Annotated in this window: 17 protein-coding genes; 9 read left to right on the plus strand and 8 right to left on the minus strand. The window is 60.6% G+C overall.

Going from position 1 to position 13935, the window contains the following annotated elements:
* The first annotated feature begins 2 nt into the window (after positions 1-2).
* The 8 genes from lptC to D8U82_RS00690 all read left to right on the plus strand — a co-directional run bounded on the left by lptC (position 3) and on the right by D8U82_RS00690 (position 5499).
* Positions 3-575: an LPS export ABC transporter periplasmic protein LptC gene (lptC, locus tag D8U82_RS00655; RefSeq protein ID WP_041477980.1), complete on the plus strand. Its 573-nt coding sequence runs from the start codon at positions 3-5 to the stop codon at positions 573-575.
* Positions 562-1107 carry a lipopolysaccharide transport periplasmic protein LptA gene (lptA, locus tag D8U82_RS00660; RefSeq protein ID WP_016771679.1) on the plus strand — a complete coding sequence of 182 codons (546 nt, stop codon included), beginning with the start codon at positions 562-564 and terminating at the stop codon, positions 1105-1107. Before lptC ends, lptA begins: the two co-directional genes overlap by 14 nt.
* Positions 1107-1832 carry an LPS export ABC transporter ATP-binding protein gene (gene lptB / locus D8U82_RS00665; RefSeq protein ID WP_024011621.1) on the plus strand — a complete coding sequence of 242 codons (726 nt, stop codon included), beginning with the start codon at positions 1107-1109 and terminating at the stop codon, positions 1830-1832. Before lptA ends, lptB begins: the two co-directional genes overlap by 1 nt.
* Positions 1833-1998: 166 nt before the next feature.
* Complete coding sequence (locus tag D8U82_RS00670; RefSeq protein WP_110603721.1) at positions 1999-3489, plus strand: RNA polymerase factor sigma-54; 1491 nt, start codon at positions 1999-2001, stop codon at positions 3487-3489.
* Between the two features lie 73 nt (positions 3490-3562).
* Positions 3563-3871 carry a ribosome-associated translation inhibitor RaiA gene (gene raiA, locus D8U82_RS00675; protein ID WP_007912419.1) on the plus strand — a complete coding sequence of 103 codons (309 nt, stop codon included), beginning with the start codon at positions 3563-3565 and terminating at the stop codon, positions 3869-3871.
* A gap of 12 nt (positions 3872-3883) precedes the next feature.
* Entirely contained in the window at positions 3884-4348 is a 465-nt protein-coding gene (gene ptsN / locus D8U82_RS00680) for a PTS IIA-like nitrogen regulatory protein PtsN (RefSeq protein ID WP_016771683.1), read from the plus strand.
* Between the two features lie 2 nt (positions 4349-4350).
* Positions 4351-5208, plus strand: a complete 858-nt coding sequence (rapZ, locus tag D8U82_RS00685) for an RNase adapter RapZ (RefSeq protein WP_076565860.1) — start codon at positions 4351-4353, stop codon at positions 5206-5208.
* A gap of 15 nt (positions 5209-5223) precedes the next feature.
* Positions 5224-5499 carry an HPr family phosphocarrier protein gene (locus D8U82_RS00690; protein ID WP_016771685.1) on the plus strand — a complete coding sequence of 92 codons (276 nt, stop codon included), beginning with the start codon at positions 5224-5226 and terminating at the stop codon, positions 5497-5499.
* 34 nt (positions 5500-5533) lie between these two features.
* Here the strand turns inward: D8U82_RS00690 and D8U82_RS00695 are convergent, their stop codons facing one another.
* The 6 genes from D8U82_RS00695 to pmbA all read right to left on the minus strand — a co-directional run bounded on the left by D8U82_RS00695 (position 5534) and on the right by pmbA (position 10907).
* Entirely contained in the window at positions 5534-6427 is an 894-nt protein-coding gene (locus D8U82_RS00695; protein ID WP_130888599.1) for a ZIP family metal transporter, read from the minus strand.
* Between the two features lie 29 nt (positions 6428-6456).
* On the minus strand, positions 6457-7068 hold the full coding sequence (locus D8U82_RS00700; RefSeq protein ID WP_130901486.1) for a superoxide dismutase: 612 nt from the start codon (positions 7066-7068) through the stop codon (positions 6457-6459).
* A 1-nt stretch (position 7069) separates the two neighbouring features.
* Positions 7070-7510: a hypothetical protein gene (locus D8U82_RS00705; RefSeq protein WP_130901487.1), complete on the minus strand. Its 441-nt coding sequence runs from the start codon at positions 7508-7510 to the stop codon at positions 7070-7072.
* A 27-nt stretch (positions 7511-7537) separates the two neighbouring features.
* Positions 7538-8914 carry a class II fumarate hydratase gene (locus D8U82_RS00710; RefSeq protein WP_130901488.1) on the minus strand — a complete coding sequence of 459 codons (1377 nt, stop codon included), beginning with the start codon at positions 8912-8914 and terminating at the stop codon, positions 7538-7540.
* Positions 8895-9302 carry a hypothetical protein gene (locus D8U82_RS00715; RefSeq protein WP_016771690.1) on the minus strand — a complete coding sequence of 136 codons (408 nt, stop codon included), beginning with the start codon at positions 9300-9302 and terminating at the stop codon, positions 8895-8897. Before D8U82_RS00715 ends, D8U82_RS00710 begins: the two co-directional genes overlap by 20 nt.
* 252 nt (positions 9303-9554) lie before the next feature.
* Positions 9555-10907: a metalloprotease PmbA gene (gene pmbA, locus D8U82_RS00720; protein WP_172834015.1), complete on the minus strand. Its 1353-nt coding sequence runs from the start codon at positions 10905-10907 to the stop codon at positions 9555-9557.
* Positions 10908-11009: 102 nt separating this feature from the next.
* Between pmbA and yjgA the strand changes: the two genes are divergently transcribed.
* Entirely contained in the window at positions 11010-11534 is a 525-nt protein-coding gene (gene yjgA, locus D8U82_RS00725; protein WP_016771692.1) for a ribosome biogenesis factor YjgA, read from the plus strand.
* 51 nt (positions 11535-11585) lie between these two features.
* Here the strand turns inward: yjgA and tldD are convergent, their stop codons facing one another.
* Together tldD and D8U82_RS00735 are read right to left on the minus strand one after the other, a co-directional pair.
* Positions 11586-13028, minus strand: a complete 1443-nt coding sequence (gene tldD, locus D8U82_RS00730; RefSeq protein WP_016771693.1) for a metalloprotease TldD — start codon at positions 13026-13028, stop codon at positions 11586-11588.
* A gap of 4 nt (positions 13029-13032) precedes the next feature.
* Entirely contained in the window at positions 13033-13893 is an 861-nt protein-coding gene (locus D8U82_RS00735; RefSeq protein WP_125927112.1) for a carbon-nitrogen hydrolase family protein, read from the minus strand.
* Positions 13894-13935: the final 42 nt, after the last annotated feature.

Consider the following 13935-nt stretch of genomic DNA (forward strand, 5'->3'; position numbering starts at 1 on the left):
CCATGTTTAGCAAAAAGTTTCGCAATTTCCTGCTGTTCGGCTGCATCGCGGCGATTTTCGCTGCGGTCGGCTACTGGAACATCAGCCCGGAGCGCTTCCTCGACAAGCCGCCGGTCTCGGCCGCCGAGAATCCGATCGACTGGTACGCGACCAACACGCATACCATTCAATACCTGCCCGACGGCAAGGTGCAGTACGAGATGACCTCCGACAAGGCCGAGCACGTCAAGGCCACTGATATCACACTGGTGACCAAGCCTGATTTGAACATGTACCGCGGCACCGACTTCCCGTGGCACGTGACCAGCGAGCGCGGCGAAGTGAATTCGGGCGGCACCGAAGTTGAATTGATCGATTCGGTCCGCGTTCAGCGCACCGACGAGAAACAGCGCGGCACCCTGATCACCAGCACCCGCATGACCGTGTTCCCGCAGCAGGAATATGCGCAGACTGCGCAACCCGTTAGAATCGAGGGCGCTGGCGGCGTATCGACTGGCGTCGGAATGAAAGCGTACCTGAAGGACAGCAGGATACACCTGCAATCGAACGTAAGAGGACAGTATGAGGCTCGTTAAAACCCTCCCTATTTTGCTCAGTCTGGGCGCAGCACTGGGAAGCGCGAGCGCCTGGTCCCTGCCGAACGATCAGCAGCAGCCTATCCGCATTCAGGCCGACGACGCCCAACTGGACGACAAGAATGGCATCGCCACCTATAAAGGTGACGTGATCATTACCCAAGGCTCGATGATCGTTAAAGGCAACACCGTGACCATGACGCGTGCGCCAAATGGCGACATCGACGTGGTGACCTCGGTGGGCAACCTGGCTTACTTCGAGCAGTTGCAGACACAGGGCGACGCCAACCCGGTCAAGGGCTACGGCGTGACGATTCAATACCACGCCCAACAGAACCGTGTGGTGCTGATCGACAAGGCCAAGGTTATCGACAAGGATAACAACGTCACCCAGGGCGAAAAAATCGTCTACGACACCGTGAAGAAACTGGCCAGCGCCGGTCGCGCCACGGGCAGCAAGGTCACCGAATCGCGCCCGCGCATCGACATGGTGATCCAGCCGAAGAAGAAAACCGAAGAGAAATCCCAGTAATGGCAACTCTGAAAGCTCAGCACCTGGCCAAGGCCTATAAAAGCCGCCAGGTCGTGCGTGACGTCAGCCTGTCGATCGACAGCGGGCAGATCGTCGGCTTGCTCGGCCCGAACGGCGCCGGCAAGACCACGTGCTTCTACATGATCGTTGGCCTGGTGCAGGCGGATCAGGGCCGTGTGCTGATCGATGATCTGGACGTCAGCCACCAGCCGATGCACGGCCGCGCCAAGGCCGGTATCGGCTATCTGCCGCAAGAAGCGTCGATCTTCCGCAAACTGTCGGTCGCCGACAACATCATGGCGATCCTCGAGACCCGCCCGGAGCTGGACAAGGCCGGTCGGCGCAAGGAGCTGGAAAGCCTGCTGCAGGAATTCCACATCAGCCACATCCGCGACAACCTCGGCATGAGCCTGTCCGGTGGTGAGCGCCGCCGGGTGGAAATCGCTCGTGCCCTGGCCACTGCGCCGAAATTCATCCTGCTCGACGAACCGTTCGCCGGTGTCGACCCGATCTCGGTCGGCGACATCAAGCAGATCATCCATCACCTCAAGGCCAAAGGCATCGGTGTACTGATCACCGACCACAACGTGCGTGAGACCCTGGATATCTGCGAAACCGCTTACATCGTCAACGACGGTCAACTGATCGCCGAAGGTGATGCCGAGACCATCCTGGCCAACGATCTGGTCAAGGAAGTGTATCTGGGTCACGAGTTCCGCCTGTAAGCGCGACAGCGCTGTATCGATTCAAGGCGCATTTATCCGCTTTAATTGTTACAGCGCTCTAGGCAAACACTTCAGTTTCAGGCATATAATTTGCTTAAGTTTGGCGCTTCGGCGCCCTGTAGTGGATGGCGCAAAGCGCCGGCGAATAAGGTGTTAAGCCCCTGCCATGAAACCATCGCTAGTCTTGAGAATGGGCCAGCAGCTGACGATGACACCGCAGCTGCAACAGGCCATCCGCCTGCTCCAATTGTCGACCCTGGACCTGCAACAGGAGATCCAGGAGGCTCTGGAATCCAATCCGATGCTCGAACGCCAGGAAGAAGGCGACGACTTCGACAACGCCGATCCTCTGGCCGACAACGCCGAACAGAAGCCCGCCGAAATCCAGGAACCCTCCTACCAGGAAACCGCCCCGACGGTGGACAACCTCGAGGATGGCGAATGGAACGAGCGCATCCCCAACGAACTGCCGGTGGACACCGCTTGGGAAGACGTCTACCAGACCAGCGCCAGCAGCCTGCCCAGCAGCGACGACGATGAGTGGGATTTCACCACCCGCACATCCGCCGGCGAGAGCCTGCAGAGCCATCTGCTCTGGCAACTGAACCTGGCGCCGATGTCCGACACCGATCGCCTGATCGCCGTGACCCTGATCGACTGCATCAACAATCAGGGCTATCTGGACGAAACCCTCGAAGAAATTCTTGAAGCGTTCGATCCGGAACTGGACATCGAGCTCGACGAAATAGAAGCCGTCCTGCATCGCATCCAGCAATTCGAGCCCGCCGGTATCGGCGCCCGCAACCTCAGCGAATGCCTGCTCCTGCAACTGCGCCAGCTGCCCGCGAAGACGCCGTGGCTGAGCGAGGCCAAGCGTCTGGTCGCCGATTACATCGACCTGCTCGGCAGTCGCGATTACAGCCAGTTGATGCGCCGCATGAAGCTCAAGGAAGACGAGCTGCGCCAAGTCATCGAACTGGTGCAGAGTCTCAATCCGCGTCCGGGCTCGCAGATCGAATCAACCGAAGCCGAATACGTCATTCCCGATGTGATCGTGCGCAAGGACAACGAGCGCTGGCTGGTCGAGCTGAACCAGGAATCGGTGCCACGCCTGCGTGTCAACGCCCAATACGCCGGGTTTGTGAAACGTGCCGACACCAGCGCCGACAACACTTTCATGCGCAACCAGTTGCAGGAAGCCCGCTGGTTCATCAAGAGCCTGCAGAGCCGCAACGAAACCCTGATGAAAGTGGCCACGCAGATCGTCGAACATCAGCGCGGTTTCCTCGAATACGGCGACGAAGCGATGAAGCCGTTGGTATTGCATGACATCGCCGAAGCGGTCGGCATGCACGAATCGACGATTTCCCGGGTGACCACACAGAAATTCATGCATACCCCGCGCGGTATTTATGAGCTGAAATACTTTTTCTCCAGCCACGTCAGCACCTCCGAAGGCGGCGAATGCTCGTCCACGGCGATCCGCGCGATCATCAAAAAACTGGTCGCAGCGGAAAATCAGAAAAAGCCGTTGAGTGACAGCAAGATCGCTGGTTTACTGGAGGCACAAGGCATTCAGGTGGCTCGCCGCACCGTCGCCAAGTACCGCGAATCCCTCGGAATCGCGCCTTCGAGCGAACGCAAGCGGTTGATGTAAGCCACGTTACAGCGTTCCAGTGGCAGGCTTTTCGGCCTGCCGCTTTATGCACTGGCAACGAAGGAGAAGCTGTATGCAAGTCAACATCAGTGGACACCAACTGGAAGTGACCCAACCTCTGCGTTCCTACATCGAGGAAAAACTCCAGCGACTGGAGCGACATTTCGACAAGATCACCAACGTGCAGGTCACGATGTGCGTCGAAAAGCTGAAGCAGAAGATAGAAGCCACCTTGCATATCCCCGGCAGCGAAGTGGTCGCCAACGCAGAAGACACCGACATGTACGCTGCGATCGACTCACTCACCGACAAGCTGGATCGCCAACTCAAAAAGCATAAGGAAAAGACCCAGAGCCTCCTCCAGGGCGCGACCGGTCGTTAACACCCCTATCCCATGATCCGACTTGAAACCATCCTGACCCCCGGCCGTTCCCAAGTGAACGCGCCGGGCGGCAGCAAGAAAAAAGCCCTCGAACAGATTGCCAACCTGATCCACCGCGAAGTGCCGGATCTGGCGATGCAGGACGTCTTCGAGGCGCTGATCGCCCGTGAAAAACTCGGCTCCACCGGTTTTGGCAACGGCATCGCCATTCCCCACTGCCGCCTCAAGAGCTGCACGGCACCGGTCAGCGCCCTGCTGCACCTCGAAGCTCCGATTGATTTCGATGCCATCGACGGCGCCCCGGTGGACCTGTTGTTCGTGCTGCTGGTCCCGGAAGCCGCAACCGACGCGCATCTGGAGTTGTTGCGCCAGATCGCCAGCATGCTCGACCGCAAGGAAGTGCGTGACAAGCTACGCAGCGCTCCGAGCAATGAAGCCTTGTACCAGGTTGTACTGGACGAGCAGAACGGGCACTAATCATGCGTTTGATCATTGTCAGTGGCCGTTCGGGCTCGGGTAAAAGTACCGCCCTGAATGTCCTTGAGGACAACGGCTACTACTGCATCGACAATCTGCCGGCCGGTTTGCTGCCAGAACTGGCCGAGCGTGCGCTGATTCACACGGAGCTGGCGCAGCCGCTGGTCGCCGTGTCGATCGATGCACGCAACCTGCCCAGCCATCTGTCACGCTTTCCCGAGTTGCTCGAAGACGTGCGTGCCAAACACATCAAGTGCGATGTGCTGTACCTGGACGCCGACGAAGAAACCCTGCTCAAGCGTTTTTCCGAAACCCGGCGACGTCACCCGCTGAGCAATGCCAATCGCTCACTGGCCGAGGCGATTCACGATGAAACCGCCCTGCTCGGCCCGATCGCCGATCTGGCTGACCTGAAAATCAACACCACCAACCTCAATCTGTATCAACTGCGCGATACCCTGAAGTTGCGCCTGTTGAATCAGCCTGAGCCCGGCACGGCGTTTCTGGTTGAATCATTTGGCTTCAAGCGCGGCATGCCGGTCGACGCCGACCTCGTGTTCGATGTGCGCTGCCTGCCCAATCCGTACTGGAAACCGGAGCTGCGCGCTCAGTCCGGCCTCGATGCCCCTGTGGCCGAATATCTGGCGCAGCAGCCGGATGTCGAAGAAATGTATCAGGACATCTACGCCTACCTGAACAAGTGGCTACCACGCTTCGCCGCCAGCAACCGCGCCTACGTGACCATTGCCATTGGCTGCACCGGCGGGCACCACCGCTCCGTCTACCTGACCGAACGTCTGGGTCAGGCCCTGCAGAAAACCCTGAAGAACGTCCAGGTTCGCCACCGCGACCTCACCTAAAGGATCCACACCGCGATGCCTGCTCGTGAAATCGAAATCATCAATAAACTGGGTCTGCATGCCCGGGCATCGGCCAAATTCGTCGGCGTGGCCGGTCAGTATCCAGACTGCACGATTCGGGTGGGACGCACCCCTGAAACGACTGTCGACGGCAAGAGCATCATGGCAATGATGATGCTCGCGGCGGGTAAAGGCACCAAAATCCATTTGAGCACCGAAGGCGAACAGGCTCAGGAAGCCATGGACGCATTGGTCGATCTGATCGAAAGGTATTTCGACGAAGGTGAATAATCCGCGAGGCGGGGACACTGTTCCTCGCCTCCATTCACCCCAACGCCGTATCCATCACCATCATCAAACAAAACCCGACCAACAGGCCCAGACTGGCCAGCTTGTCATGCCCATGACGGCGCGATTCCGGGATCACTTCGTGGGTCACCACCAGCAACATCGCCCCGGCCGCCAACGCCAGTCCCAGCGGCAACAGCACTTGAGCCAGACTCACCAGCCACGCGCATAAGAGTGCAAATACCGGTTCGACCAGCCCAGACGCCGCGCCGATGAGAAACGCCCTGAACCGTGACATCCCCGCCCCGGCCAGCACCAACGCAATCACCAGCCCTTCCGGCACATCCTGCAACGCAATGCCCATCGCCAGACTGTCGGCGTCCGCCATCCCGCCGCCGGCAGACACGCCGACCGCCATGCCTTCTGGAATGTTGTGCGCGATGATGGCGAACACGAACAGCCAGATTCGTGGTGGAATCACCGGATGCTCCAGCGTGCCGACGAGCATCTGCGGCGAGGCACCGGAAACGCGCCGATCCACCAGATACAGACCGAACGCGCCGAGCAGGATGCCGAAGCAGATCAGGCCACTGGCGGCCCACGGCGTAAGACCAAGACTCTCCGCCGCAGCAATGCCCGGCACGATCAGCGAAAACGCCGTCGCCGCCAGCATCACCCCGGCACCAAATCCCAGCAAGGTGTCGCTGAGTGCCTGCGGCATGCGCCGGATCACCAGCACCGGCACCGCGCCAAGCGCCGTGCCCAAGGCGCAGATGGCACCGCCCTGCAAGGCGCGCAACAGCCGCGGTTCCAGATTCAGCCACTGCAAACCGTGGGCGACCAGCAAAGTCATCCCCGCCAGCAGCAACAGCGAGCCCACCGCGTAACGAAACATGCGCCCGCTGCCAATCGCCAGTGTTTCCGTGCCCATAGTCAGCCCTGATTGTTTTTATGGAAGACTTAAACCAGTGCGGCCTGATAGCGCGCAGCAACTTCCGGCCAGTTGATCACGTTGTAGAACGCGTTAACGTATTCCGGGCGACGGTTCTGGTAGCGCAGGTAGTAGGCGTGCTCCCAGACGTCGAGACCGAGGATTGGGGTATTGCCGTTCATCAACGGGCTGTCCTGATTGCCGCTGCTTTCTACGATCAGTTTTTTCTCCGGGGTGACGCTCAGCCACGCCCAGCCGCTGCCAAAACGGGTCAGTGCGGCTTTGGTGAAGGCTTCCTTGAAGCTGTCGAGTCCGCCCAGTTGCTCATCAATAGCCGTGGCCAGCGCGCCGTCGGGCTTGCCGCCGCCGTTGGGCACCATCACTTCCCAGAACAGCGAGTGATTGGCGTGACCGCCGCCCTGATTGATCACCGCTGCGCGAAGCTTTTCCGGCAGTTGCTGGACGCTGGCGACGAGTTTTTCCACCGGCCAATCGGCGAATTCGGTGCCTTCCACGGCGGCGTTGAGGTTGTTGATGTAGGTCTGGTGATGCTTGGTGTAATGGATTTCCATGGTCTGCGCATCGATGTGCGGCTCAAGGGCATCGTAGGCATAAGGCAAGGCAGGCAAGGTAAAAGCCATTTCAGTGGATTCCATACTGATGGGGATTTGAGGCGCGGCGGGCATTGCCGGTGTCCGGATGCAGCAGGCGCTGGGTGCGCGGGTACTCGCCGTGCTCGCTGATGAAATTCAACAGTTCGACGTAGGTCTTGCTGCTCTGGCGCAACGCCGCCTCACGCAGGGCCGGGCGCAGGCGTTCGTCCTGCATGGTCTGCAACAAGCGCTGGTGGATAGCGCACAGGTATTCGGCGCTCTCCTCCGGTTGATTCAGGCGCAAATGCAGGTCGGCGAGGTTGTGATGAGAGACGACGCAGGCCGCCACCGCTTCGTCGGCATCCGCCCAGCGTTCGAGCAACACTTGCGCCAGGGCCAGGGCTTGCAGGTAAGCCTCACGGGCGTCGATCAGTTCGCCCAGCATGAAGCAGCGATTGGCCCGTTCGATCGTGCGTTTCCAGTGCTCCATGGTGAGCCTCCAAAGCGGTTGCTGGGTTTACACGCCGCCGGCGGTGAGCTTCTCGGGGTTGAGCAACTCTTCCAGCTGGCTGCGCGACAGGTCGGTGTGTTCCAGAGCGACGTCGATCACCGCGCGGCCTTCCTTGTAGGCCTGCTTGGCGATTTCGGCGGCTTTCTGATAACCGATGATGGGGTTGAGTGCGGTGACCAGAATCGGGTTGCGCGACAACGCTTCTTGCAAGCGCGATTCGTTGACCTTGAAAGTAGCGATTGCCTTGTCACCGAGCAGGCGACTGGAATTGGCCAGCAATTCGATGCTGCTCAGCAGGTTGTGCGCGATGATCGGCAGCATCACGTTCAGTTCGAAGTTGCCGGATTGACCGGCGACGGTGATCACCGAGTCGTTGCCGATCACTTGCGCAGCGACCATCGCGGTGGCTTCCGGGATCACCGGGTTGACCTTGCCGGGCATGATCGATGAACCCGGTTGCAGCGCTTGCAGTTCAATTTCGCCGAGGCCGGCCAGGGGACCTGAGTTCATCCAGCGCAGGTCGTTGGCGATTTTCATCAGCGACACCGCAGTAGCTTTGAGCTGGCCGGAGACAGAGACCGCCGTGTCCTGCGAGCCAATCAGCGCGAACAGATCCTTGCCCGGGGTGAACTGCACGTCGGTCAGTTGGCTCAGATGCCGACTGAATCGCGCGGCGAACTCCGGATGCGCATTGATCCCGGTACCGACCGCGGTGCCGCCCTGCGCCAGCGCTTGCAGGCTTGGCAGCAAATCCTGCAGATGGCCGATATTGGCCTTGAGCTGCTGCGCCCAACCGTTGAGCACCTGGCTCATGCGCACCGGCATCGCGTCCATCAGGTGGGTGCGCCCGGTCTTCACATGGTGATGCACTTGCTCGGCCTTGCGCTCGATGACCTGGACCAGATGCAACAGCGCCGGCAGCAGTTGTTCATGCAGCGCCAGCGCGGCGCTGACGTGGATGGTGGTCGGGATGATGTCGTTGCTGCTTTGCCCGCAGTTGACATGATCGTTGGCGTTGACCGGCTCGCCGAGCATGCGACTGGCCAGCGTCGCGATCACTTCGTTGGCGTTCATGTTCGAGCTGGTGCCGGACCCGGTCTGGAAGATATCCACCGGGAAATGCTGCATGAAATCGCCTTCGAGCAGACCTTGCGCGACATCACTGATGGCTTTGCCCTGGGCCGCGCTGATCTGGTTCAGCTCAACGTTGGCCCGGGCAGCGGCGGCTTTGGCGAGGATCAGCGCGCGGATGAACTGCGTCGGCATCGGCTTGCCGCTGATCGGGAAGTTGTCCACGGCGCGCTGGGTCTGCGCGCCATAGAGCGCATCGACCGGCACCTGCAGTTCGCCCATGCTGTCGCGCTCAATACGTGTCTTGGTCATGCGAATGTCCTTGCAACAAATCAATGAGAGGAATCGACGGTTGCAACTCGCAAGTGGCGAGCTGCCAGGTGTAGCGTTGCCAGCGCCGCAAGCGGCATTGGCATAGCGACAGGCGCTCCATTTCACGCAAGGGGCGCCAGGCTTGATCGAGACAGACGCTGCGCCAGTGCCACGGCAACGCGATGTCGGTGGCGGTATCGAGCAGCAGACGGAAAGACGTTTCGGCGACAGTCCAGGGCGAAGTGGCTGTGCAACAGGACAGATAGCGTCCTTCGGCGAGGTAGTGTTCGATCAGGCGCGGTTCGTCAGGATCCAGCGCGCAACGGATCTGGCGGCTCATCCAGCGCCAGCTTTCGAGGTAGGGCTGCTCGTGCAAGGCAGAACTCATGATCCGGGACTCGTTCGGAGATGAGATTTATTATTAGATGATAATGAGAACCAACACAAGCACTCGAGTTTGCGCTGCTCACTTGTGGGAGTTAGCCTGCTCGCGAATGCGCTGTGTCAGTCAGCACATTTACAACTGATCCATCGTTTTCGCGAGCAGGCTCGCTCCCACAGGGGATTTGTGCGAAGCGAATTAAAAAGGCGCGCCATCCAGAACGGATGGCGCGCCTTTTTTTGTTGGCGGATTCGCGGCTTAGCTGCCGGCGACAGTCATCCGCTCGATCAACACCGAGCCGGTGCGGATGTTGCTGCGCAGCTCCAGATCATTACCCACCGCGACAATCTGCTTGAACATGTCGCGCATGTTGCCGGCGATGGTCACTTCCTGCACAGCGAACTGGATCTCGCCGTTTTCCACCCAGAAGCCTGCCGCACCGCGCGAATAGTCGCCGGTGACCATGTTCAGGCCGTGGCCCATCAATTCGGTGACCAGCAGTCCTCGGCCCATGCGCTTCAACAGCGCTGCCTGATCCTCGTCGCCATGGGTGACGAACAGGTTGTGCACGCCGCCCGCATTGGCGGTGCTCGGCATGCCCAGTTTGCGCCCGGAGTAGGTACCGAGAATGTACGAGACCAACTCGCCCTTTTCGACGAATGGTTTCGCGTAAGTGGCCAGGCCATCACCGTCGTAGGAAGCACTGCCCATGGCACGCATCAGATGCGGACGCTCATCGATGGTCAGCCATTCCGGGAACAGTTTCTGCCCGAGTGTGCCTTCCAGAAACGACGATTTGCGATACAGGCTGCCGCCCGACACGGCCGAGAGGAAACTGCCGAACAGACCACCCGCCAGTTCGGCGGAAAACAGCACCGGCACCTCGCATGTCGGCACCGGCCGCGCGCCCAGACGGCTCGCCGCCCGTTGCGCGGCACGCTGGCCGATGCTCACCGGATCGGCGAGCAGACTGCCCTGGCGATTGACGTCATACCAGTAATCGCGCTGCATCTGGCCGTCGGCTTCAGCGATCATCACGCAACTCAGGCTGTGCCGGGTCGACGCGTAGCCGCCGATGAAACCGTGGCTGTTGCCGTAAACCCGGCAGCCCTGATGGGTGCTGAGGGTGGTGCCGTCGGCGTTCTTGATCCGCGCATCGGCATCGAACGCCGCGGCCTCGCAGAGCAAAGCCTTCTCGATGGCCTGCTCCGGGGTGATGTCCCATTCGTGGAACAGGTCGAAATCCTGCACATCCCTGGCCATCAGCGCCGCATCGGCCAGACCCGAGGCTTCGTCCTCGGAGGTGTGTTTGGCGATCGCGAGTGCTGCAGCGACGGTTTCACGAATCGCCTCCGGCCCGGTGGCCGAGGTGCTGGCCGAGCCTTTGCGCTGACCGACATACAAGGTAATGCCAAATCCCTGATCACGATTGAATTCAACGGTTTCGACCTCGCGCTGACGCACCGAAGTCGACAGGCCTTGCTCCAGCGACACCGCGACTTCACAGGCGCTGGCGCCCTGGCGCTTGGCTTCGGCGATGATCTGCTCGACCTGTTCTTGCAGTGCCGGCAATGCCTGCGGGCCGACGCTTTGAACTGCACTCATGCTCATCTCCACTCAAATTCTGCTTTCGGCTGGGGTCATCGAGCGACCGGGCCGGACAAGCGGCCCCCGACTGGTTATCATGGCGGCGTTTCTTTGCGGACTGCCACCATGGTTGATTCTTACGACGACTCCCTCGATACGGGAGAAAAAAGCAAATCTCAGGTCAAACGCGAGTTGCATGCGCTGGTTGACCTCGGCGAGCGCCTGACCACACTCAAGCCTGATCTGGTCGCCAAACTGCCGTTGACCGACGCTTTGCGCCGGGCATTGGCCGATGCGCCCAAGCACACCGCGAACATCGCGCGTAAACGGCATTTGCAGTTCATCGGCAAACTGATGCGCGACCAGGACACTGACGCGATTCTGACTCTGCTCGATCAACTCGATGCCTCCACTCGCCAGTACAACGAGCGTTTCCATAATCTGGAACGCTGGCGTGACCGCCTGATCGCGGGCGATGACGCCGTGCTGGAGAAATTCGTCATCGAGTACCCGGACGCCGATCGCCAGCAATTGCGTTCCCTGATCCGTCAGGCCCAGCATGAGGTTGCGCAAAACAAACCACCTGCTTCGAGCCGCAAGATCTTCAAATACATTCGGGAGCTGGACGAGACTCAACGCGGCCTGCGTTGAAAATCGCCACCGGGTGGCCGTCCTGCGCGCCACCCGAAAGCCCCGCCTCTTTTATGCGCCCGTGCCACCCACGGTAATCGCATCGATTTTCAGCGTTGGCTGGCCGACACCCACCGGCACCGACTGCCCATCTTTGCCGCACGTACCTACACCGCTGTCCAGCGCCAGATCGTTACCGACCATCGACACCCGGCTCATCGCCTCGGGACCGTTGCCGATCAATGTCGCGCCTTTGACCGGTGCGGTGATCTTGCCGTCCTCGATCAGATAAGCCTCGCTGGTGGAGAATACGAACTTGCCGCTGGTGATATCGACCTGACCGCCGCCGAGGTTGGCGCAGTAGATGCCCTTCTTCACCGAAGCGATGATTTCTGCCGGATCGCTTTCGCCACCGAGCATGTAGGTGTTGGTCATGCGTGGCATCGGCAGGTGCGCATAGGATTCGCGACGACCGTTACCGGTGCGGGCCACGCCCATCAGCCGCGCGTTGAGCTTGTCTTGCATGTAGCCCTTGAGTACGCCGTTTTCGATCAGCGTAGTGCACTCGGTCGGCGTGCCTTCGTCATCGACGCTCAGCGAACCGCGACGGCCGCTCAAGGTGCCGTCATCGACGATGGTGCATAACTTGGAGGCAACCATTTCGCCCATGCGCCCGCTGTAGGCCGAGCTGCCCTTGCGGTTGAAGTCGCCTTCCAGACCGTGACCGACCGCTTCGTGCAGCAGCACGCCGGACCAGCCGGAACCCAGCACCACCGGCAAGGTACCGGCCGGCGCCGGAATCGCTTCCAGATTGACCAGCGCCTGGCGCAGCGCTTCGCGGGCATAACCCATGGCGCGGTCTTCGGCGAGGAAGTAGCGGTAATCGGTACGCCCACCGCCGCCGTGCCCGCCGCGTTCGCGACGGCCATTCTGCTCAACGATGACGCTTACGTTGAAACGCACCAATGGGCGCACATCAGCGGCCAGGCCACCGTCGGTGGAGGCCACCAGAATCCGCTCCCAGACCCCGGCCATGCTCACGCTGACTTGCTGAATCCGTGGGTCGAGTGCGCGGGTGGCGACGTCGATGCGTTTGAGCAACTCGACTTTTTCCGCGCGGCTGAGCACTTCCAGCGGGTTATCGGGCGCGTACAGTTGCGCGACGTCCTGGCTGGTGAATGCCTGCACGGTGCCGTTCTGCCCGGCACGTGAGATCGAACGCGCGGCGCGGGCCGCTGCACCGAGGGCTTCGAGGGTGATCGCGTTGCTGTAGGCAAAACCGGTCTTCTCCCCGGACTGCGCGCGCACGCCGACACCCTGATCGAGGTTGAAGCTGCCTTCCTTGACGATGCCGTCTTCCAGCGCCCACGACTCGGAAATCTGGCCCTGGAAATACAGATCGGCGGCATCGATGCCCGGCCCGGCCAGATCGCCGAGCACGCCTTGCAGGCTCTCGATCGTGACACCGCCGGGTGCCAACAGGTGATCACTGACTGAGGACAACAACTCGCTCATAGGTTTACGCCTTAAATTCGTGTTCTGAAGCAGGCCGCTGGGCGCCCTGCGAGAAAAACCGCCGATGACGCGTCACCGGCATGCGCGCCCGGATGGACGCTTGTTCATCACTGTCGCGGGCGGCCAGCAACACCGCCTCGCCTTGATCCTGCTGGGCCAGCACACGCCCCCACGGGTCGACAATCGCCGCATGCCCGAAGGTCTCGCGTGGCCCCGGATGACTGCCGCCCTGTGCGGCCGCGAGGATATAACACTGTGTTTCGATGGCCCGCGCGCGGATCAGTACATCCCAGTGCGCGGCGCCGGTCACGGCCGTAAACGCCGACGGTGCAGTAATCAAATCGGCACCGGCGGCACGCAATTCACTGTACAGCTCCGGGAAACGCAAGTCGTAACACACGCTCAGACCGACGCGCCCCATCGGCGTATCCGCCACCACTACATTACCGCCATAAGCATAGTCATCGGATTCACGGTATTGGCCGCGATTGTCGGCGACATCGACATCGAACAGATGCAGCTTGTCATAGCGCGCGACGATCTCGCCGTATTCATTGATCAACAACGAGCAGGCATTGGCTTTGGCCGTGGGTTGACCCAACGGTGGCAACGGCAATGTGCCGGCGACTATCCATAAGGTGAGGTCGCGGGCGGTCTGTTTCAACCAGGGCAGGATCGGCCCTTGGCCCAAGGCCTCGGCGCGGCCGATATCAGCGACGTCACGACGGCCCATGGCGGCGAAGTTTTCCGGCAGCACCGCAAGTTTCGCCCCGCTGGCGGCGGCCTGTTCAAGCAGGCGTCGGGCTTGGGCCAGATTGGCCAGCACGTCACTCTGGCTGACCATTTGAATCACCGCTAAAGACATGGCGAACTCCCATAGAGGTATTTGGCCATGCTACTCCATCGC

Source organism: Pseudomonas sp. Sample_23, assembly GCF_004307595.1.
GTDB classification, from domain to species: Bacteria; Pseudomonadota; Gammaproteobacteria; order Pseudomonadales; family Pseudomonadaceae; genus Aquipseudomonas; species Aquipseudomonas atacamensis.

Coding starts and splice junctions, on each gene's coding strand:
- lptC (WP_041477980.1), top strand. CDS start 3: ATGTTTAGCAAAAAGTTTCGCAATTTCCTGCTGTTCGGCTGCATCGCG.
- lptA (WP_016771679.1), top strand. CDS start 562: ATGAGGCTCGTTAAAACCCTCCCTATTTTGCTCAGTCTGGGCGCAGCA.
- lptB (WP_024011621.1), top strand. CDS start 1,107: ATGGCAACTCTGAAAGCTCAGCACCTGGCCAAGGCCTATAAAAGCCGC.
- D8U82_RS00670 (WP_110603721.1), top strand. CDS start 1,999: ATGAAACCATCGCTAGTCTTGAGAATGGGCCAGCAGCTGACGATGACA.
- raiA (WP_007912419.1), top strand. CDS start 3,563: ATGCAAGTCAACATCAGTGGACACCAACTGGAAGTGACCCAACCTCTG.
- ptsN (WP_016771683.1), top strand. CDS start 3,884: ATGATCCGACTTGAAACCATCCTGACCCCCGGCCGTTCCCAAGTGAAC.
- rapZ (WP_076565860.1), top strand. CDS start 4,351: ATGCGTTTGATCATTGTCAGTGGCCGTTCGGGCTCGGGTAAAAGTACC.
- D8U82_RS00690 (WP_016771685.1), top strand. CDS start 5,224: ATGCCTGCTCGTGAAATCGAAATCATCAATAAACTGGGTCTGCATGCC.
- D8U82_RS00695 (WP_130888599.1), bottom strand. CDS start 6,427: ATGGGCACGGAAACACTGGCGATTGGCAGCGGGCGCATGTTTCGTTAC.
- D8U82_RS00700 (WP_130901486.1), bottom strand. CDS start 7,068: ATGGCTTTTACCTTGCCTGCCTTGCCTTATGCCTACGATGCCCTTGAG.
- D8U82_RS00705 (WP_130901487.1), bottom strand. CDS start 7,510: ATGGAGCACTGGAAACGCACGATCGAACGGGCCAATCGCTGCTTCATG.
- D8U82_RS00710 (WP_130901488.1), bottom strand. CDS start 8,914: ATGACCAAGACACGTATTGAGCGCGACAGCATGGGCGAACTGCAGGTG.
- D8U82_RS00715 (WP_016771690.1), bottom strand. CDS start 9,302: ATGAGTTCTGCCTTGCACGAGCAGCCCTACCTCGAAAGCTGGCGCTGG.
- pmbA (WP_172834015.1), bottom strand. CDS start 10,907: ATGAGCATGAGTGCAGTTCAAAGCGTCGGCCCGCAGGCATTGCCGGCA.
- yjgA (WP_016771692.1), top strand. CDS start 11,010: ATGGTTGATTCTTACGACGACTCCCTCGATACGGGAGAAAAAAGCAAA.
- tldD (WP_016771693.1), bottom strand. CDS start 13,028: ATGAGCGAGTTGTTGTCCTCAGTCAGTGATCACCTGTTGGCACCCGGC.
- D8U82_RS00735 (WP_125927112.1), bottom strand. CDS start 13,893: ATGTCTTTAGCGGTGATTCAAATGGTCAGCCAGAGTGACGTGCTGGCC.